At 73.4% G+C, this 19,305-nt stretch carries 15 protein-coding genes; 8 read left to right on the forward strand and 7 right to left on the reverse strand.

The annotated features are described in order from the left end of the window. From IE237_RS11320 to IE237_RS11335, 4 genes are all read right to left on the reverse strand, one after another. Entirely contained in the window at positions 1-882 is an 882-nt protein-coding gene (locus tag IE237_RS11320; protein WP_229842690.1) for a carbohydrate ABC transporter permease, read from the reverse strand. Between the two features lie 133 nt (positions 883-1,015). Continuing rightward, a complete protein-coding gene (locus tag IE237_RS11325; RefSeq protein WP_189801781.1) occupies positions 1,016-2,362 on the reverse strand; it encodes an ABC transporter substrate-binding protein in 1,347 nt (448 codons plus the stop codon). Between the two features lie 52 nt (positions 2,363-2,414). Further along, positions 2,415-3,629, reverse strand: coding sequence for an ROK family transcriptional regulator (locus tag IE237_RS11330; RefSeq protein ID WP_189801782.1), 1,215 nt, complete (start codon positions 3,627-3,629; stop codon positions 2,415-2,417). A gap of 189 nt (positions 3,630-3,818) precedes the next feature. Further along, positions 3,819-4,880, reverse strand: coding sequence for a mechanosensitive ion channel family protein (locus tag IE237_RS11335; protein WP_370468171.1), 1,062 nt, complete (start codon positions 4,878-4,880; stop codon positions 3,819-3,821). Between the two features lie 256 nt (positions 4,881-5,136). On the opposite strand from IE237_RS11335, the gene IE237_RS11340 reads away from it, so the two are divergent. Continuing rightward, positions 5,137-5,700, forward strand: a complete 564-nt coding sequence (locus tag IE237_RS11340) for an HNH endonuclease (protein ID WP_041129262.1) — start codon at positions 5,137-5,139, stop codon at positions 5,698-5,700. 49 nt (positions 5,701-5,749) lie between these two features. Here IE237_RS11340 and IE237_RS11345 read toward each other — a convergent pair whose 3' ends face one another. Then, a complete protein-coding gene (locus IE237_RS11345) occupies positions 5,750-8,926 on the reverse strand; it encodes a glycoside hydrolase family 84 protein (protein ID WP_189801783.1) in 3,177 nt (1,058 codons plus the stop codon). A 234-nt stretch (positions 8,927-9,160) separates the two neighbouring features. On the opposite strand from IE237_RS11345, the gene IE237_RS11350 reads away from it, so the two are divergent. Genes IE237_RS11350 through IE237_RS11360 form a run of 3 tightly spaced genes read left to right on the forward strand, consistent with a single transcriptional unit; the run spans position 9,161 to position 11,743 of the window. Next, positions 9,161-9,361: a hypothetical protein gene (locus IE237_RS11350; protein ID WP_189801784.1), complete on the forward strand. Its 201-nt coding sequence runs from the start codon at positions 9,161-9,163 to the stop codon at positions 9,359-9,361. A gap of 1 nt (position 9,362) precedes the next feature. Continuing rightward, positions 9,363-11,495 (forward strand): 4-alpha-glucanotransferase, encoded by a 2,133-nt coding sequence (gene malQ, locus IE237_RS11355; protein ID WP_189801785.1) that lies wholly within the window; start codon positions 9,363-9,365, stop codon positions 11,493-11,495. A 20-nt stretch (positions 11,496-11,515) separates the two neighbouring features. Further along, positions 11,516-11,743, forward strand: a complete 228-nt coding sequence (locus IE237_RS11360) for a hypothetical protein (RefSeq protein WP_189801786.1) — start codon at positions 11,516-11,518, stop codon at positions 11,741-11,743. Between the two features lie 90 nt (positions 11,744-11,833). On the opposite strand, the gene IE237_RS11365 is transcribed toward IE237_RS11360, so the two are convergent. Further along, complete coding sequence (locus IE237_RS11365) at positions 11,834-12,346, reverse strand: MarR family winged helix-turn-helix transcriptional regulator (RefSeq protein ID WP_189801787.1); 513 nt, start codon at positions 12,344-12,346, stop codon at positions 11,834-11,836. 144 nt (positions 12,347-12,490) lie between these two features. On the opposite strand from IE237_RS11365, the gene IE237_RS11370 reads away from it, so the two are divergent. The 4 genes from IE237_RS11370 to alc all read left to right on the forward strand — a co-directional run bounded on the left by IE237_RS11370 (position 12,491) and on the right by alc (position 16,589). Further along, positions 12,491-13,453, forward strand: coding sequence for an EamA family transporter (locus tag IE237_RS11370; protein ID WP_189801788.1), 963 nt, complete (start codon positions 12,491-12,493; stop codon positions 13,451-13,453). A 5-nt stretch (positions 13,454-13,458) separates the two neighbouring features. Then, on the forward strand, positions 13,459-14,388 hold the full coding sequence (locus tag IE237_RS11375) for a DMT family transporter (protein ID WP_189801789.1): 930 nt from the start codon (positions 13,459-13,461) through the stop codon (positions 14,386-14,388). Positions 14,389-14,426: 38 nt separating this feature from the next. Further along, positions 14,427-15,353 (forward strand): LysR family transcriptional regulator, encoded by a 927-nt coding sequence (locus tag IE237_RS11380; protein ID WP_189801790.1) that lies wholly within the window; start codon positions 14,427-14,429, stop codon positions 15,351-15,353. Between the two features lie 108 nt (positions 15,354-15,461). Then, positions 15,462-16,589, forward strand: a complete 1,128-nt coding sequence (gene alc / locus IE237_RS11385) for an allantoicase (RefSeq protein WP_189801791.1) — start codon at positions 15,462-15,464, stop codon at positions 16,587-16,589. 118 nt (positions 16,590-16,707) lie between these two features. On the opposite strand, the gene pepN is transcribed toward alc, so the two are convergent. Then, positions 16,708-19,284: an aminopeptidase N gene (gene pepN / locus IE237_RS11390; RefSeq protein ID WP_189801792.1), complete on the reverse strand. Its 2,577-nt coding sequence runs from the start codon at positions 19,282-19,284 to the stop codon at positions 16,708-16,710. Between the last annotated feature and the right edge of the window lie 21 nt (positions 19,285-19,305).

A 19,305-nucleotide genomic window follows, 5' to 3' on the forward strand; every position in this document is an offset into this window, starting at 1 on the left:
TCAGTCACCCGAGCCGATCAGGCCGCCGCGCCGGCGCATGAGCAGGGCGGTGAAGGCCATGGAGAGTGCGAAGAGCACGAGTGCCACCACGCAGGCGGCGCCGTAGTTGAACTGGTTGAACCCGAGGCTGTAGACGAGCTGCGGGAGGGTCAGCGTGGAGTTGTCCGGGTATCCGGGCTGGAACGGGGCGCCGGAGCCGCCCATCACCCCCGAGGCGACCTTCGCGGCCACGATCGGCTGGGTGTAGTACTGCATCGCGCCGATGATCCCGGTGACGACCGCGAAGAGCACGATCGGCGAGATGTTCGGCAGGGTGATGTAGCGGAACCGCTGCCACGGGGACGCGCCGTCCAGCTCGGCGGCCTCGTACTGCTCCTTCGGCACGTCGAGCAGGGCCGCCATGAAGATGACCATGAGGTCGCCGACGCCCCACACGGCGAGGACCGTGAGGGCCGGCTTGGCCCAGTCCGCGTCGTTGAACCAGGAGGGGGCGGGGATGCCGACCGCCTCCAGGAACGAGTTGACCGGTCCGGTGCCGGGGTTGAGCAGGAAGACGAAGGCGAGCGTGGCCGCCACGGGCGGCGCCAGGTACGGCAGGTAGAAGAGGGTGCGGAAGAATCCGGCACCCGTCTTGATCTTGGTGATGAGCATGCCGATCCCGAGGCCGAAGACGACCCGGCAGGTCACCATCACGACCGCCAACCAGAGGGTGTTCTGCATCGCGGGCCAGAACTTCGGCATGTCGGAGAAGACGTACGTCCAGTTCTCCAGCCCCCGCCAGGTCGGCGGGTTGAGGCCGTCGTACCGCATGAACGAGAAGTACAGCGTGGAGATCAGCGGATAGGCGAAGAAGACGCCGAATCCGATCAGCCAGGGCGACATGAACAGCGCGGTGCGCAGCGCGTTGCGCCGGCGCTTCGACCGCAGGGTGTTGCGCGCCTCCGCGGAGGCGGCGGCCGGGGCGGCCGCCTCCTTCGCGGGCAGGGTGTCGGTGCTCATGGGCGGTTCCCGGCCGTCACTTCGCCGCGGCGATGTCGCGGTCGATCTGGGCCGCGGTGTCCGCGAGGCCCTTCTTCAGGTCCGTGACCGTGCCGTTCTCGTACCGGTGGGCGAGGTCGGAGAGGGTCTCCTGGTAGGTGGTCCCGTTCACGGCACCGTCCATCGTGGTGGACGCGGGGTGCCGGGCGATGTCCAGGAAGACCTTGAACCGGTCGTCGAACTTCAGCTTCGGGGACTTCAGCGCCTCGAAGGTGGAGGGCACGTTCCCGATGGCGTTGGCGAACTGCACCACGGCGTCGGTGTCCGTGGTCATGTACTTGACCAGCTCCCAGGCCGCGTTCTGCTTCTTGCTCTGCGGCGCGATGCCCATGATCGTGCCGGAGAGGTAGCCCTTGCCGTACTCGGCCACCTCGTCGTCCGCGACGGGGAGCGGCGCGACGCCGACCTCGAAGCCGACCTTGGCGTCCTTGATGAAGTTCAGCCGCCACTCGCCGTCCAGCTGCATGGCGACCTGGCCGGTCTGGAAGGGGTGCTTGGCGCCCCACTCGTCACCGAAGGTGGTGCGGTACTTGTCGAGCTTCTTGAACCCGCCGAGGGAGTCCACCAGGGACTTCTGGTACGTCATCATCTCGGCGAACGCCGGGTCCTTCGCGACGGTCGACGTGCCGTCCGCGGCGAAGTAACCGCCGTGCTTCCACTGCGACATGTAGTGCTCGACGACGGTCTCGTAGCCGAGGTAGTTCGGCATGAAGCCGAGCTGCTCGTACGAGTCGCCCTTGGCCTTCGTCAGCCTCTTGGCGACCTCGGCGAACTGGGTCCAGGTCTTCGGCGGGGCCTCGGGGTCGAGGCCGGCCTTCCTGAACGCGTCCTTGTTGTAGTAGAGCCCGTACGCGTCGGAGAGCAGCGGAAGGGCGCAGCGCCTGCCCTCGAACTGGGTGTACTGCTGGAGGACCTTCGGGAAGGTCTTGTCGAGGTCCAGCTTCGACTTCTCGATGAACGGCTTGAGGTCGGCCAGCGCGCCCGAGGAGCAGAACTTGCCGACGTTGGAGGTGGTGAACGAGGAGACGACGTCCGGCCCGTTCGACCCTCCCGCGCGCAGCGCCTGCCCCAGCTTGGCGTCGTTGATGTCGCCGACGAGCTTCACCTTGATGTTCGGGTGGGCCTGCTCGAAGCGGGCGACGCTGTCCTCGATCGCCTTCACCTCGGCGGGCGCGGACCAGCCGTGCCAGAAGGTGATGGTGGTCTCGGCCTTGGGGTCGTCGGAGGCCGCGTTGTTCGCGGAGCCGGTACAGGCCGAGGCGAACAGGGCTATCGAGGCGGTGGCGGCGAGCGCGGCGGCGGCTCTGCGCGGACGTACGGGCATGACGGTGTCTCCCTGGAGGGGGGGTTCGGACGACGGCGAGGGGCGGGGACGGTCAGCGCGAGGTGTCGAACACCTCGTCGCGCGTGGTGGCGAGGGCGCTTTCGAGGGCCCCGCGCAGGACGGGGCTCCGGCGCACGGCCGAGAGGACGAGCCGTGGCCGGGACGGGGCGAGGTCGGCGAGTTCGGACTGCACGCGCGCGCGGAGGGGTTCGCCTCCGGTGACGAGGGCGTCTCCGGACAGCACGATCAGTTCGGGGTCGAGGACGGTCACGAGGGAGGCGAGTCCGGTGGCGAGGCGCTCGGCGTACCGGTCGAGCAGTTCCGCGTAGCGGGGGTCCTCGCCGTGCGCCTCCGCGGCGTGCGAGAGGAGCCGGGTCACCACCGGCACGTGCGGGTGGTCGGGGGTCTCGATCCCGGCGGCGCGGGCGATCCTGGGGACGGCCTGGATGCCCGCGAGCTCCTGGAAGCCGCCGGAGTTGGCCTTGGTGACCTGCCGTACGAGCGGGGTGCCGGGGACGGGCAGGAAGCCGAGCTCGCCGGCGCCTCCGGTGAAGCCGCGGTGCAGCCGCCCGCCGAGGACGAGGGCGGCGCCGAGGCCCCCCTCGTTCCACAGCAGGGCGAAGTCGTCGTGGCCCCGGGCGGCGCCCAGGCGCTGCTCGGCGACGGCGACGAGGTTGACGTCGTTCTCGTACTCGAACGGCATGGGCAGGACGGCGGCCAGCTCCTCCAGGAGGGTGGGGGAGTGCCAGCCGGGCAGATGGGAGGCGTACCGCAGGCGCCCGGTGGCGGGGTCGAAGGCGCCGGGGGTGCCGATGACCAGGCGCCGCACCTCCGCGCGGGTGATCCCGGCCGCCCGGACCGCTCCGTCGAGGGCCTCGGTGACCTGGCGGACCACGCCGGAGGCGGAGCGGCCGGGGGTGCGGAGCTCGAACTCGCCGACGATCTCGCCGGTGATGTCGGCGACGGCGGCGTGGATGCGGTGCGGGTCGACGTCGAGTCCCGCGGCGTACGCGGCCCGCGCGTCGACCGCGTACAGCTGGGCGTTGGGGCCGGGCCGGCCCTCGGTGGTGCCGGTGGCGACGACGAGCCCGGCCGCTTCGAGGCGGGCGAGCAGCTGGGAGGCGGTCGGCTTGGACAGGCCGGTGAGCTTGCCGATCCGGGTCCGCGAGAGCGGACCGTGCTCCAGGAGCAGGTCGAGGGCGGCGCGGTCGTTCATGGCCCGCAGGACGCGCGGTGTACCGGGGGTTCCCGGGGTCGTACCGGCCATGGGACTCGCACCTGCCCTCGTACGGTGAAGCACACTGTTAGGAAAGTTTCCTATTGGGTTGGGAGGAAGGTAAGGCGGCCGTCACCGGGGCGTCAATACCCGGGAACGCGACACACCCCCGAAGGCAACCAAAGCGTTACCCGCGGGGGTGCGGAGGGCGGGGAGCGGCTCCCCGGGGACCACCCGGAACTACTTGGAGAGGTCCGGCTTCGGCAGCGGGGTCGCCGCCGCGGACTGCGGCGAGGTCGCCGAGGCGAACACGGACGGGGCCGCCATGCCGGCCGTCGGATCCGCGGCCGACTCCTCGGCCTGCGCCGGAAGCCCGCCCACGATCCGGATCCCGGCCTCGTCGAGACCCCGCTTGATGCGCCAGCGCAGCTCGCGCTCCACGCCCAGCTTCTTGCCCGGCATCGTCTTCACCGAGACCCGGATCGTCATCGAGTCCAGCAGCACCTCGCTCAGACCGAGCACCTCCACCGGACCCCAGAGGCGCTCGTTCCAGGGCTCCTCCTTCGCCATGGCGTCGCCCGCCTCGGCGATCACGGCCCGCACCTTCTCCAGGTCCTCCGTCGGCCGGACGGTGACGTCCACACCGGCCGTCGCCCAGCCCTGGCTGAGGTTCCCTATCCGCTTGATCTCGCCGTTGCGCACGTACCAGATCTCGCCGTCCACCCCGCGCAGCTTGGTCACCCGCAGGCCCACCTCGACGACCTCGCCGGAGGCCACGCCCGCGTCGACCGAGTCGCCGACGCCGTACTGGTCCTCCAGGATCATGAAGACGCCGGACAGGAAGTCCGTCACCAGGTTCCGCGCGCCGAAACCGATCGCCACACCGGCGACACCGGCCGAGGCCAGCAGCGGCGCCAGATCGATCTTGAAGGCGCCGAGGATCATCAGCCCGGCCGTGCCCAGGATCAGGAAGGACGCCACCGAGCGGAGCACCGACCCGATCGCCTCCGAGCGCTGCCGCCGGCGCTCGGTGTTCACCAGGAGACCGCCGAGCGCCGTCCCCTCCACCGCCTGCGCCGAGCGGTTCATCCGCTCGATCAGCTTCGTCAGGGCCCGCCGGACGGCCATGCGGAGCAGCAGCGCGACGAGCAGGATCAGCAGGATGCGCAGCCCGGTGTTGAGCCAGGTGGACCAGTTCTCCTCCACCCAGCTCGCCGCGTTCGTGGCCTTCTCCGCGGCCTCGTCCAGGGTCACCGGCATCGGTTCGGGTTCGGTGGCAGCCGCAAGGGCGGACCAGGACACGGGGAGACCTCCAGGCATCGCGTACGCAGGCCATCCACACTAACGGGGCGTCGGACATGCTCCCGTAGCCCTGTTCGAGGGAGAGACGGACCTCACCTGGGCACATACCGGGGAGAGATGCCGATGTGGTCGAGAACACTCCGGGGCCGTCACCCCGATCCCGGTACGTGGTGGCGCCGCGACCAGGCATGAGGAGAGACTGAGAGCAGTTCGTCCCGGCGCGAGCCACGCGCCGCCGGCGTCATAGGAGGCATCCGTGCCGCATGTCCTGGTCCTCAACGCGTCGTACGAGCCGCTCGGCGTCGTACCGCTCCGCCGCGCACTCGTCCTCGTACTGGAGAACAAGGCTCTCTGCCTCGAGGAGTCCGGCGCCTTCCTGCACAGCGAGACCCAAGTCCTGCCCGCTCCCAGTGTGGTGCGACTGAAGCGCTTCGTGCGGGTCCCCTACCGGGGGCCCGTTCCCTTGACCCGCAGAGCGCTCTTCGCGCGCGACGGCGGGCGCTGCGCGTACTGCGGGGCCGTCGCGACCAGCGTCGACCACGTCATCCCGCGCAGCCGAGGCGGCACGCACGCCTGGGAGAACGTGGTGGCGGCCTGCCGCCGCTGCAACCACGTCAAGGCCGACCGGCACCTGCGCGAGCTGGGCTGGCGGCTGCGGCACCAACCCGCCCCGCCGACCGGCCTGGCCTGGCGGATCATCGGGACCGGACACCGGGACCCCCGCTGGCTGCCGTACCTCGAGCCGTACGGCGCCGAGGACGTCATGGCCCGGATCGACTCCGTCGCAGACACCCCCGTGAGGGCGCTGACGACGGGTTGAGCCGGGCCTTTCGCGTACGCGGGGACTCCGGCACGGAGCGGCTCGCCCCTCAGGGGGCGGGCCGCTCCTCGGGCACGCCCCCGGCCGCGCCCTCCGCCGCGCCCGCGTCCGTGCCCTCCGTGGTGTCCTCCGCCGCGCCCGCGCCCGCGGCCGGTGCCTCCGCGGCACCCCCCGCCGGTGCCTCCGGCTTCTTCGGCGGGTCCTGCGGGGCCACCGCGTAGGTCTCCACCGACCAGAGGGAGTAGCCGAAGCGGGTCGCCCGCGTCTCCCCCTGGACCCGCAGGAAGCGGGTGTCCGCCGCGTCCATCCGGACCGACTCCCGGCCGCCCCTGCCGTCCGCGACGGTCGCCGCCGTCCGCCAGACCCGCCCGTCGGCGGAGACCTGGACCCGGTAGCGGGAGGCGTACGCGTCCTGCCAGTGCAGCACCACCTGCCCTATCCGGGCCGGCTCGGGCAGCTCCAGCTGCCACCAGGCGCCGTCCTCCGCCGGCGAGGACCAGCGGGTCGCCGGGTCGCCGTCCACCGCCGAGGCCGCCGGGAAGTCCGGCGTCTCGTCGCCCGAGGAGGAGGCCGTCGCGGCCCGCGCCAGATCCGGGCCCGCCGTCCGCGGGAAGGCCCGCACCGTCAGGACCCGCTCCTCGCCCGCGAAGGACACCGGCACCCGGTACGACCCGGCCGGCACGCCCGCCGCCACCGACACCTCCAGCGGGACGCTCGTCCGCGCGCCGCGCTCCACCACGGCCTCCTCCGGCAGCCGGACCGCGATCCCCTTCGGGGCCTTCGCCGTCAGCGCCCCGCGCACCCGGCCCGCGCGCCGGCCCGTCAGCTCCACGTCCACCCGCTGCGCCGGGCCGCCGATCTCCGCGTCCGTCTCGGTCCGGGCGAGGGCGAGGCCGGCGCGCGGCCCGTCCGCGAACCACGGCACCAGCGAGCGCACCTCGGGCGCCGGCCCGTCGCCGCTCCACACGACCCGCAGCGCGTCCGCCCTCAGCCCCTTCAGCTCGGTCTGCGTCCACCCGGACGCCGACAGCGGGCCGAGCGTCCGCCAGCCCTCGCCGGGGACGTACGCCTCCACGCGCGCGTCCCCCCGCCCACCGGCCCCGCCCGGCTCCGTCATGACCGTCAGGGCCTCCACGGGCCGCGCCCGGTCGAGCCGCACGGTGTACGAGCCGGGGGCGCGGTCGGCCCGCGCGGCCGGGGTCCGGTCGGCGCCGGTCCAGGCCGCCGACTCCGCCACCGCGCGCGTGAGGAACGGATCGAGGACCCCCGAGCCGACCGTCACCCGGCTCGCCTCCAGAACCTTCCGCTGCCCCTCCAGGTCCAGTTGCGCCCGCCAGGCCGCCGCGCCGTCGCCGCGCGCCTGGGCGAGCAGCATGTCGACCGCCGTCTCGCCCGCCCGGCCGTACCGGGAGAGCTGCTCCAGCCAGGGGCCCGTCTCGTCGTCGAGGGTGCCGCCGGCCGGGGCCGTGAGCCGCTCGGGGGCCCGGCGCATCACGGTGAACGCGTTCCGCAGCTCGCGCGCCGCCGTCTCCCGCGCGGCCGTGCCGGCGCTCGTGCGGGACGCCCAGAACGCCGCGAGGAGCGGCTTCAGATAGGCCGATTCGCCCGCCGGGTCGAGGATCGAGGACGAGCCGTTCCCGGCGAGCGCGCGCAGCGCCTCGCGGGCGGTGGGCTCCGGGCCCGCGAGGTCGTCCACCGCGGCCAGCCAGGACTCGCGGGGCCGGTAGCCCCGCGGGTTCCAGGCGTAGTCGGCGGTGGTGAAGAGCGGGACGCGGGAGGCCGCGGGCTGTTCCATGGCGTGCGCGAGGAAGGCGGCGGAGCCGGCGGCGACGGCCGGCTCCCGGCCGGTCGCGGGGCCGAGGAACAGCCGGTCCTGCGCGTAGTCGTTGACCGGGTAGTTGTCCATGGTGACCAGCGGGTGGCCGCCCAGGGCCGCACGGGCCCCCGCCAGTTCGCCGCCGGTGATCGTGCGCGGGACGACGCCGACGCCCGTCCAGGCCACCCGCACGTCCGTGTCGAGCGCCTCGGCGAGCTTCGTGCGGTACGCGGTCCGGCCGTCCTGGTAGTACTCCGTCGGCATCACCGTCAGCGGCTCGCCGTCCGGGTGCCGCTCGGCGAGGTGCCGGGCGACGGCGTTCGCCACGCGCGCGTGGGCGCCGGCCGCGGCCTCGGGGCCCCGGCCGAAGGTGTCGGCGTCCTTGTCGCAGTGCCACTCGTCGTAGGAGGAGTCCTGGAACTGGAGCTGGAAGGAGCGCACCCCCAGCTCCCACATCGCGTCCAGCTTCCGCGTCAGCGCCGCCACGTCACCGGCCGAGGCCAGGCACATGGACTGGGCGGGCGCCACGGCCCAGCCGAGCGTGACGTGGTTGGCGCGGGCGCGCTCCGCGAGCGCGCGGAACTCGGCCTGCTGCGCGGCCGGGTAGGGCTCGCGCCACTGCGCCTGGCGGTACGGGTCGTCCCCGGGCGCGTACAGATAGCGGTTCTGCTTGGTGCGGCCGAGGAAGTCCAGCTGGGCGAGCCGCTGCTCCAGGGTCCAGGGACGGCCGTAGAAGCCCTCGGTGATGCCGCGCTCGGCCGTGCCGGGCCAGTCGCGGACGACGACGCCGGGGACCTCCCGGCCCGTGCCGAGGAGCTGACGCAGCGTCTGGACGGCGTGGAACAGGCCGTCCTCGCCGACCCCGTCCAGGACGACGGTGTCCCGCCCCCGGAGGCGGCCCGTCGCGAGCCGGTAGCCGCCGCGCGGCAGATCGAGGCGCTCGGGCACGCGCAGGGCCGCCAGCGCCTCCTCGGCACCGGAGACGGCACCGGAGCCGTCGCCGTCGCCGGCGGGCCCGGCGACCCGCAGGACCGGGCCCCGGCCCGGCAGGCCGGTGTGGACGGTCCGTACCCCGGCGGCCCGCAGCAGCTCGCGCAGGGCGGCGAGGGCGTACGGATCGGCGTCGGCGTCCGCGAGCAGCGTCACCTCGTCCCCGAGGCGCACGGAGGGCCCGGCGGCGGCCAGGGACTGCGGGCGGGGCCAGACGGCCGGCACGCGCGCGGTGGTGTCCGCCGGAGGAGCGGCGGGGGCCGTGGGTGCCGTCGGGCTCGCGGGAGCGGCCGGTGCCGTCGGGAGCGCGGGGGCCGTCGGGACGGCCTGCGCCGAGCCCGGCACCGCACCGCCCAGAAGGCCGCCGATGACGGCGGCGGCCACGGCCGTCGCGGTGCGCTTCCTGCGCCCGAGGTGCACGGGGGTCTCCCTTCGGCCGGGCCCGGCGGCTCTGCCGGTTGGTCACGAGTGGGTCACGAGCCCACCACCCGTCGCACTGGGGTGTCAATGTGCGTGGCCGATGTGTCGGCTTTGCCCGGCGAGCCGTCGGCGAGGTGACGTCACTTCGCCGCGTTCCGCCGGTAAAACGAGGTGCGGTGGGTAGGGCTGTCGTTGCCCCAGGTTCCACCAGTCGAGACGAATCGGGAGACCCCCGTGACCACGACCGCCCACCACCTCGGACGGATACGCATCCCCCAGCAGTCGGCGCCGGCCGGCGAACCGCTGACCAGCGAACCGCCCCTGCCCGACGCGTCACCCCTCACCAGCGAGCCGCCCCTGGCCGTGGCGGCCCCCCTGACCAGCGAACCCACCGCCCCCGGCAGCGCGGGCGGCCCGGAGTCCCCCGGAGTGTGAAGTGACCCTGGCCCGTCTCGCCGCCCGTCACGGCGTCGCCACCGCCCACAGCCCGTCCGAAGGCGTCACCGTGCCCGTGCCGGACGCCACCGTGGTGGCCGTCCTCGCCGCCCTGGGCGTCGACGCAGCCTCCCCGGAGGCGGTCGCCGCCGCCCTCGACGCGGCCGAACGGGCCGACCGGGAGCGTCTGCTGCCCCCGACCCTCGTCCTGCACCGGGAGGAGGACGGGGCCGGGGGGACCGTCCGGCCCCCGCTCGACCTGCCGCCCGGCACCCGCCTCCGGGTCACCACCGAGGACGGCGAGATCGTCGACGGCGGCGACTGGTCCGGACTGCCGCTCGGCGTCCACACGGTCGGGGCGGAGGCCCCCGACGGGCGCGCGGCGACCGGCACCCTGATCGTGAGCCCCGCGCGCGTGCCCGGCCCCGGGCGGCGCGCGTACGGGCTGCTCGTCCAGCTGTACTCCCTGCTCTCCACCCGCTCCTGGGGCATGGGCGACCTCGGCGACCTGCGGGAACTCGCCACCTGGGCGGGCCGCACCCACGGCGCCGGGTTCGTCCAGGTCAACCCGCTCCACGCGGGCGTGCCCGGGGCGCCCGGCGACCCCTCCCCGTACCGCCCGTCCTCGCGCCGCTTCCCGGACCCCGTCCATCTGCGGATCGAGGAGATCCCCGAGTACGCCCTGGTGGGCCCCGAGCGCCGCGAGGAGCTCGACCGGATCCTCGCCGAGGCCGCCGAACTGCGCGAGCGGGTCCTCGGCAAGGGCGCCCTGATCGACCGGGACGCGGTGTGGGAGGCCAAGCGGCGGGCCCTGGAGCTGGTGCTGGGCGCCGTGGAGCCCGGACCGGGCCGCCGCGCCGACTTCCACGACTTCCTCGCCGAGCGGGGCAGCGCCCTGGAGGACCACGCCACCTACCAGGCCCTCGCCGAGCGGCACGGCCACCACTGGCGGAGCTGGCCCGAGGAGCTGCGCACCCCGCGCGCGGCGGAGAGCGCCGTGCGCGCCGACCCCGCCCTGGCCGCCCGGGTCGACTTCCACTGCCGGCTCGCCTGGCTGACGGACCGGCAGCTCGCCGACGCCGCCGCGGCCGCCCGCGAGGCCGGCATGGAGGTCGGGATCGTCCACGACCTGGCCGTCGGCGTCCACCCCGAGGGCTCGGACGCCTGGGCCCAGCAGGAGGCCTTCGCGGCCGGCATGTCGGTCGGCGCCCCGCCCGACGCCTTCAACTCCCGGGGCCAGGACTGGGGGCTGCCGCCCTGGCGGCCCGACGCCCTCGCCGCCGCCGGCTACGCCCCGTACCGGGGACTCCTCCGCGAACTCCTCCGCCACGCGGGCGCGCTGCGCATCGACCACGTGATGGGCCTCTTCCGGCTGTGGTGGGTGCCGGAGGGCCGCGAACCCACCGAGGGCACCTACGTCCGGTACGACGCCGAGGCGATGCTCGCGGTCCTCGTCCTGGAGGCCCACCGCGCCGGCGCCCTCGTCATCGGCGAGGACCTGGGCACGGTCGAGCCGGGCGTACGGGAGGAGCTGGCCCGGCGCGGGGTGTTCGGGACCTCCGTCCTCTGGTTCGAGCGGGACTGGGCGGGCACCGGCCGTCCCCTGCCCGCGGGGGAGTGGCGCGCGGAGTGCGTCGCCACCGCCACCACCCACGACCTGCCCTCCACGGCCGCACGGCTCTCCGGCGAGCACGTCGGCCTGCGGCACCGGCTCGGGCTGCTCGCCGGCGACCTGGAGCGCGAGCGGGCGGCGGACGCGGCGGAGACCGCCGAGTGGCTGGGCCTGTTCGAGCGGACGGGGCTGCTCCCCGAGGGACCGGGGGACGAGGAGGCCGAGATCAGGGCCGTCCACCGGTTCCTGCTCGCCACCCCGGCCCGGATGGTGGGCGTGTGGCTGCCGGACGCGGTGGGGGACCGCAGACCGCAGAACCTGCCGGGCACCTGGGACGAGTACCCCAACTGGCGGCTGCCGCTCGCGGGTCCGGACGGCCAGCCGCTCACCCTGGAGCAGCTCGCCGCCTCGCCCCGGGCGCACTCCCTGCTGCGCGAGCTGAGAGCCCGGACGGAGGGCCGGGAACCGTCCGACAGGGCCGGGGACGCCCGTACGGCACCCCCGGGCGCGCGGCCCGTTTAGGTGTTCGCTACGTTTGCACCGTGGACAAGAAGAACGCTCTGCGCGCCGGCTCGATCGCGGCCGGTACGACGCTGATGATGCTGCTCATGTCGTCCCCCGCGCTCGCGCTCACCCGCGACGACGGTGACGACCCGGCCCCCAAGCTGAGTGTCGTCGAGACCCTCGGCCTGTTCGTGGTGACGCCGCTGGTGCTGTTCCTGGTGATCATCGGTCTGGTGATGGTGCTCGACAAGTCCAAGAAGGCGTAACCGCCTCATCTGCCTCTCCGTCGAGGGCGCCGCACGGTACGAGGTACCGCGCGGCGCCCTCGCATGCGTCGAGGACCCGTTCCGCCGCGGCTACACCGTCGTCGCGAGCAGCTTGCGCAGCAGCCCGGCCAGCTGGTGCGCCTCCTCCTCGGTGAGCGCGGACTCCACCGCGGCCCGCTGCTCGCCGAGACCGGCGCCGACGGCCTGGTCGACCAGTTCCTTGCCGCGCTCGCTGAGGGTGACCCGCAGCCCGCGCCGGTCGTTGGGGTCGGGGCTGCGGGTGAGCAGTCCGGCCTTCTCCAGCTTGTCCAGCCGGCCGGTCATGCCGCCGGTGGTGATCATCAGCGTGGCGGTCAGCTCGCGCGGCGAGAGCGTGTAGGGCGCTCCGGACCTGCGCAGCGTCGCCAGCACGTCGAACTCCCCGAGCGCCATGCCGTAGGGCGCGTACGCCTTGTCCACCTTGCCGCGCATGGCGTTGGCCAGCCGGTAGATGCGGCCGAACACGGCCATCGGCACCGTGTCCAGGTCGGGGCGGACGGCCGCCCACTGGTCGGCGATGGCGTCGACGGCGTCATGGGCGGGGCCGGGGTTCTTCGTCTCCATGACTCCAGTCTCCTCTTCCTCGTGACTCGATCGCAAGAAAGCCTCTTGCAAGTAAGTAGCTTAGTGGTAAGTTAATTACTGCCAAGCCGGTCCGGGGTCCGCAACCCCGGGTCGCCGGCCCGCCGAACCAGGGGGGAACCTGCCATGTCCCGCAAGGCCGCCGTCGTCGCACTGACCGCCCTCGCCCCGATCTCCTGGGGCTCCACCTACTTCGTCACCACCGAGTTCCTGCCGCCCGACCGGCCGCTCTTCACCGGACTCATGCGCGCCCTGCCCGCCGGCCTCCTGCTCCTCGCCCTCACCCGGAAGCTCCCGCAGGGCGCCTGGTGGTGGAAGTCCGCGGTCCTCGGAGCCCTCAACATCGGCGCCTTCTTCCCGCTGCTCTTCCTCGCCGCCTACCGGCTGCCCGGCGGAGTCGCCGCGGTCGTCGGCTCCGTCGGCCCGCTCTTCGTCGTCGGCCTCGCCGCCCTCTTCCTCGGCGAGAAGCCCACGACGAAGACCCTGCTCACCGCCGTCGCCGCCGCCTTCGGCGTCAGCCTCGTGGTCCTCAAGGCCGGAGCCGCGTTCGACCTGGTCGGCATCGTCGCCGGACTGCTCTCCTCGCTCTCGATGTCCGCCGGCATCGTCTTCACCAAGCGCTGGGGCCGCCCCGAGGGCGTCGGCGCCCTCGCGCTCACCGGCTGGCAGCTCACCGCGGGCGGACTGGTCATCCTGCCCATCGCCTTCCTGATCGAGGGCGCCCCGCCGGCCCTGACCGGCACCAACCTGGCCGGCTACGCCTACCTCGCCCTCGGCAACACGGCGATCTCGTACTTCCTCTGGTTCCGCGGCATCGAGCGGCTGAGCGCCTCCTCGGCCACCCTCCTCGGCCCGCTCTCGCCGATCACCGCGGCCGTCATCGGCTGGGCGGCGCTCGGCCAGGCCCTCGGCCCGGTGCAGGTGCTCGGCATGCTGATCGCCTTCGGCGCCACCCTGGCCGGCCAGCTGAGCCCCCGTGCCGCCAAGGCCCCCGAGGTGGCCGCCCCCGAGGCCGAATCGTTCAGTGGAACTGAAAAGAGCGGTCAGGAAGTTTCGATGGACCTGGAGGTTTCGGAGGTGCGACGGTAACGGGCATGAAGCTGACCACCGCCCGGAACCCGACCATCGCCACCGCAGCCACCGAGAGGCCGGCACCCGTCAGGGGCGCCGGCCTCGGCGTGCTCCTCGCGCTCCTCGCGACCGTCGTCTGGTCCGGCAGCTTCGTCGTCGCCCGCGCCCTCCACGACACCGTCCCCCCGGTCCAGGCCGCCTTCTGGCGCTGGATCGTCGCCCTCGTCGCCGTCGCCCCGCTCGCCGCCCGCGAGACCTGGAGGCAGCGGCACCTGATCCGCCGCCACCTCCGCTTCCTCACCCTCGCCTCGCTGCTCGGCATCACCGCCTACAACACCCTGGTCAACCAGGCCGGGACCGCCACCTCCGCCGGCAACATGGGCATGATCATGGCCGCCTCCCCGGTCCTCATGGCCCTCTTCGCCCGCCTCGGCGGCAACCGCCTCGACCAGCGCCGCACCACCGGGATGGTCATCGCCTGCACCGGCGTCCTGCTCCTGGTCAGCAAGGGCTCGCTCACCCCGGACCTCGCCGTCGGCGACCTCTGGGTCATGGCCGCCGCCGTCTGCTTCGCCTCCTACAGCGCCCTGCTCAAGCGCCGCCCCACCGAACTCGGCGGCCTCACCTTCCTCTTCACCACCTTCGCCCTCGGCGCCCTCATGCTCCTCCCGGCGTACGGGATCAGCCTCGCCGTCCAGGGCGGCTTCGAGCCCACCACCGGCACCGTCGGCCCCCTCGTGTACGTCGGCGTCCTCTCCTCCGCGCTCGCCTTCTTCGCCTGGAACAAGGCCGTCACCCTGATCGGCGCCGCCCGCGCCGGGATCGTCTACTACCTCCAGCCCGTCTGCGTCGCCCTCCTCTCGTACGCCCTCCTCGGCGAGCGGCTCGGCCTCCTCGGCGCCGCGAGCATGGTCCTCATCCTCGGCGGCGTGGCCCTGAGCTCCGCCAGGTAGCCGCGGCCGGTGCCATGAGGCCCGATAGGTTGCGCCCCATGACCGAGTGGGACATCAAGAAGCTCCAGATCCTCCGCACCCTCCGCGACCGCGGCACCGTCACCGCGACGGCGGAGGCGCTGCTCATGACCCCCTCGGCCGTCTCGCAGCAGCTCACCAACCTCGCCAAGCAGCTCGGTGTGCGGCTCCTGGAGGCCCAGGGGCGCCGGGTCCGCCTCACCGACGCCGCCCATCTGGTGCTCCGTCATGCCGAGGTGGTCTTCGCCCAGCTGGAGCGCGCCGACGCCGAACTCGACGGATACCTGCGCGGCGAGGCGGGCCAGGTGCGGGTGGCGGCCTTCTCGACGTCCGTGCCCGCCCTCCTCGTGCCCGCCGTGCGGCAGCTGCGGACCGCCCACCCCGGGCTGGACGTCCGGATCCGGGAGGCCGAGGCGGCGGAGGCGTACGAGCTGCTCACCGCCGGCGAGGTCGACCTCGCGCTCTCGCTCGCCGCCCACGCGCCCTCCGCGCGCGACCCCAAGTACAGCAGGGTGCCGCTGCTCGCCGACCCCCTCGACGTCGCCCTGCCCGCGGATCATCCGCTCGCCGACGCGCCCGGCCTGCGGCTCGCCGACCTCGCCGCCGAGCCCTGGATCTTCGGCGGCTCGGGACCCTGGTCCGAGATCACCACCGCCGCCTGCGAGGCCGCCGGCTTCGTGCCCGAGCAGGCCCACAGCGCCTCCGGCTGGACCGCGATCCTCGCCATGGTCGAGGCCGGGATGGGGATCGCGCTCGTGCCCCGGATGGCCTCCGCGGACCGCCGGGGCGGCAGCGGGGTCGTCATGCGGGTCCTCTCCGCCGACCAGCCGCGCCGGCACGTCGTCGCGGCGGTACGGAGCGGGGCCGAGGAGGGCCCGGCGGTGGCCCGGGTGCTCGCCGCGCTCCGGCAGGCGGCGGCGGCCCGCGAGACCGTCCAGCAGAACTGACCCGCGACGGCTCGGCGGAGACGGCCCCGCGACCGTTCAGCAGAACTGAAAGGCATCGTCGAAAACATTCGATGGACCGGCCGGGTCTCCGGGGCGCACAGTCGGGACATGACCTTCGAGACGAGCCAGGACCAGGACCCGCACGCCAACGACGCCGCCCCCTACACCGGCGGGGACCCCTACGCCGACTACCGCACCGGTGACTTCCCCTTCACCGAGCTCGTCGACCTCGCCGACCGCCGTCTCGGCGCCGGGGTCGTGGCCGCCAACGACGAGTTCTTCGCCGAGCGGGAGAACCTCCTCGTCCGCGAGCGCGCCGTCTTCGACCCGGAGCACTTCGGCCACAAGGGCAAGATCATGGACGGCTGGGAGACCCGCCGCCGCCGTGGCGCCGACGCCGAGAACGTCTTCCCCGCCCCCGAGGACCACGACTGGGCGATCGTCCGCCTCGGCGCCCCCGGCGTGATCCGCGGCATCATCGTCGACACCGCCCACTTCCGCGGCAACTACCCGCAGAAGGTGAGCATCCAGGCCACCGCCGTCGAGGGTTCGCCCAGCCCCGCCGAGCTTCTCGAGGCGAAGTGGGAGGAGCTCGTCCCGCCGACCCCCGTCCGCGGTCACGCCGCCAACGGCTTCACCATCGACGCCGAGCGCCGCTTCACCCACGTCCGGCTCTGCCAGCACCCCGACGGCGGCGTCGCCCGGCTCCGCGTCCACGGCGAGGTCGTGCCCGACCCCGAGTGGCTGGAGCTCCTCGGCACCCTCGACCTGATCGCCGTGCTCAACGGCGGCTCGTACGAGGACGCCTCGGACAAGTTCTACTCCTCGCCGACCCAGATCATCCTGCCCGGCACCTCCCGCAAGATGGACGACGGCTGGGAGAACCGCCGCCGCCGGGTCCGCGGCACCAACGACTGGGTCCGCTTCCGGCTCGTCGCCCAGGGCGCCGTCCGCGCCGTCGAGATCGACACCGCCTACCTCAAGGGCAACTCGGCCGGCTGGATCGCGCTCCAGGGCCGCAACGGTGACAACGGCGAGTGGTTCGAGATCATCCCGCGCACCCGCCTCCAGCCCGACACCCTGCACCGCTTCAAGCTGCCCGCGCAGGCCGTCGTCACCCACGTCCGGCTCGACGCCTTCCCCGACGGCGGCGTCGCCCGGATGCGGCTCCACGGCACGCTCACGGACCAGGGCGCGGCCGACCTGCGCGCCCGGTACGCCCGCCTGGGCGGCTAGGGCCCGACTTCCGCCCGGCGGCGCGGCCGCGCGCCGACGCCCGCCCGCCGGGCGGACTCCAAGCACGGCGAAGGGGCGCCTCCGTGGGGGAGGGCGCCCCTTCTCCGTCCGACCGGTGCTACTTCGCGGCCGCCGCGTCGGCCGCCTGCGCCTTCAGGGCACGCTCGACGCCCGCGCGGGACTCGGTCACCAGACGCCGCAGCGCCGGGACCGGGTTGTGCTCGGCGATCCACGCGTCCGTCGCGTCCAGCGTCTCCCGCGAGACCTGGTACGTCGGGTAGAGGCCGACCACGATCTGCTGGATCATCTCGTGGCTGCGGGTCTCCGAGACGCCCTTGATCGACGCGAAGTACTTCGCGGTGTACGGGGCGAGCAGCTCGCGCTGGTCGGCCTGGACGAAGCCGCCGATGACGGCCTCCTGCACGGCGTTCGCCAGCTTGTCGTCCTCGATGACCGAGGCCCAGGCCTCCGCCTTCGCCGCCTCCGTCGGACGGGCCGCGCGCGCGGTCGCCGCGTGCCGCTCGCCCGCCGCCGTACGGTCGCGCTCCAGCTCGGCGGCGATCTCCGCCTCCTCGAAGCGGCCGGTGGCCGCGAGACGCTGCACGAACGCCCAGCGCAGCTCGGTGTCGACGGCCAGGCCCTCGATGACCTCGGAGCCGTCGAGCAGGGCGCCGAGCACGTCGAGCTCCGCGTCCTCGCGCGCCGTCGCCGCGAAGGCCCGCGCCCACGCCAGCTGGTGGTCGCTGCCACCGGCCGCCGCACGCAGCTGCTCCTGGGCGAAGGTCCCCCAGCGGGCCAGGCCCGCCGCACGCCACTCCGGCGCCGCGTAGAGGTCGAGGGCCGCCTTCACCTGGCCCTGGAGCGACTGCACCACGCCGATGTCGGACTCCTTGGCGATGCCCGAGAGCACCAGGTCCAGGTAGTCGCGGGTGGCCAGCTCGCCGTCGCGGGTCATGTCCCAGGCCGAGGCCCAGCACAGCGCGCGCGGCAGGGACTCGGCGAAGTCGCCGAGGTGCGCGGTGACGTTCTTCAGGGACACCTCGTCGAGGCGGACCTTGGCGTACGACAGGTCGTCGTCGTTGAGGAGGACGACCGCCGGACGGGTCCTGCCGGCCAGCTGCGGCACGGGGGTCAGCTCGGCCGCCTCGATGTCCAGCTCCAGGCGGTCGGTGCGGACCAGCTTGCCGCTCCCGTCCAGGTCGTAGAAGCCGATCGCGATGCGGTGCGGGCGCAGCACGGCCTCGCCCTTGGCTCCGGCGGGCAGCGCCGGGGCCTCCTGGCGGACGGCGAAGGCGGTGATCGCGCCGTTCTCGTCGGTCTCGATCTCCGGGCGGAGGATGTTGATGCCGGCCGTCTCCAGCCACGCCTTCGACCAGGTCTTCAGGTCACGGCCGGAGGTCTCCTCCAGCGCGCCGAGGAGGTCGGACAGGCGGGTGTTCCCGAAGGCGTGCGCCTGGAAGTAGGCCTGGACGCCCTTGAAGAACTCGTCCTGGCCGACGTACGCCACGAGCTGCTTCAGGACCGAGGCGCCCTTGGCGTACGTGATGCCGTCGAAGTTGACGAGCACGTCCTCCAGGTCGTTGATCTCGGCCATGATCGGGTGCGTCGACGGCAGCTGGTCCTGGCGGTAGGCCCAGGTCTTCTCCGCGTTGGCGAAGGTGGTCCAGGCGTTCGGCCAGCGGGTGCCGGGCACCGAGGCCTGGCAGGCGACCGAGGTGTAGGTGGCGAACGACTCGTTCAGCCACAGGTCGTTCCACCACTCCATGGTGACGAGGTCGCCGAACCACATGTGGGCGAGCTCGTGGAGAATGGTCTCGGCACGCCGCTCGTACGCCGCGTCCGTCACCTTCGAGCGGAAGACGTACTGGTCGCGGATGGTGACCGCGCCCGCGTTCTCCATCGCGCCCGCGTTGAACTCCGGCACGAACAGCTGGTCGTACTTGGCGAAGGGGTAGTCGTACGAGAACTTCTCCTGGAACCAGTCGAAGCCCTGGCGGGTCACGTCGAAGATGTGGTCCGCGTCGAGGAACTCGGCCAGCGAGGGGCGGCAGTAGATGCCGAGCGGGACGACCTGGCCGTCCTTCTCGTACGTCGAGTGCACCGAGTGGTACGGGCCGACGATCAGGGCCGTGATGTACGTGGAGATGCGCGGGGTCGGCTCGAAGACCCACACGTCGTTCTCGGGCTTCGGCGTCGGCGAGTTCGAGATCACCGACCAGCCGCTCGGCGCCTTCACGGTGAACTGGAAGGTCGCCTTCAGGTCGGGCTGCTCGAACGAGGCGAAGACCCGCCGCGCGTCCGGCACCTCGAACTGGGTGTACAGATAGGCCTGGTCGTCGACCGGGTCGACGAAGCGGTGCAGACCCTCACCGGTGTTGGTGTACGCGCAGTCGGCGACGACCTTCAGCTCGTTGCGGCCCTCGGCCAGGTGGGCCAGCGTGATCCGCGAGTCGCGGAAGACGGCGGCGACGTCGAGCGCGTGGCCGTTGAGCACGACCTCGTGGACGGCGGGGGCGACGAGATCGATGAAGGTCTCGGCGCCGGCCTCGGCGGAATCGAAGCGGACGGTGGTGACGGACCGGTAGGTGCCGCCCTCCTGCGCACCGGTGAGGTCGAGGTCGACCTCGTACGCGTCCACGGTCAGCAGCGCCGCCCGCTGCTGAGCCTCTTCACGGGTCAGGTTTGTGCCAGGCACCCGGTCAACTCCTCGGTTTCG

It is taken from the genome of Streptomyces tanashiensis, from assembly GCF_014648895.1.
GTDB classification, from domain to species: Bacteria; Actinomycetota; Actinomycetes; order Streptomycetales; family Streptomycetaceae; genus Streptomyces; species Streptomyces tanashiensis.

What these genes read in the sequence shown, in the direction of transcription:
- IE237_RS11320 (WP_229842690.1), bottom strand. Translation starts at nt 882, where the DNA reads ATGTCGCCCTGGCTGATCGGATTCGGCGTCTTCTTCGCCTATCCGCTG.
- IE237_RS11325 (WP_189801781.1), bottom strand. Translation starts at nt 2,362, where the DNA reads ATGCCCGTACGTCCGCGCAGAGCCGCCGCCGCGCTCGCCGCCACCGCC.
- IE237_RS11330 (WP_189801782.1), bottom strand. Translation starts at nt 3,629, where the DNA reads ATGGCCGGTACGACCCCGGGAACCCCCGGTACACCGCGCGTCCTGCGG.
- IE237_RS11365 (WP_189801787.1), bottom strand. Translation starts at nt 12,346, where the DNA reads ATGGAGACGAAGAACCCCGGCCCCGCCCATGACGCCGTCGACGCCATC.
- IE237_RS11370 (WP_189801788.1), top strand. Translation starts at nt 12,491, where the DNA reads ATGTCCCGCAAGGCCGCCGTCGTCGCACTGACCGCCCTCGCCCCGATC.
- IE237_RS11375 (WP_189801789.1), top strand. Translation starts at nt 13,459, where the DNA reads ATGAAGCTGACCACCGCCCGGAACCCGACCATCGCCACCGCAGCCACC.
- IE237_RS11380 (WP_189801790.1), top strand. Translation starts at nt 14,427, where the DNA reads ATGACCGAGTGGGACATCAAGAAGCTCCAGATCCTCCGCACCCTCCGC.
- alc (WP_189801791.1), top strand. Translation starts at nt 15,462, where the DNA reads ATGACCTTCGAGACGAGCCAGGACCAGGACCCGCACGCCAACGACGCC.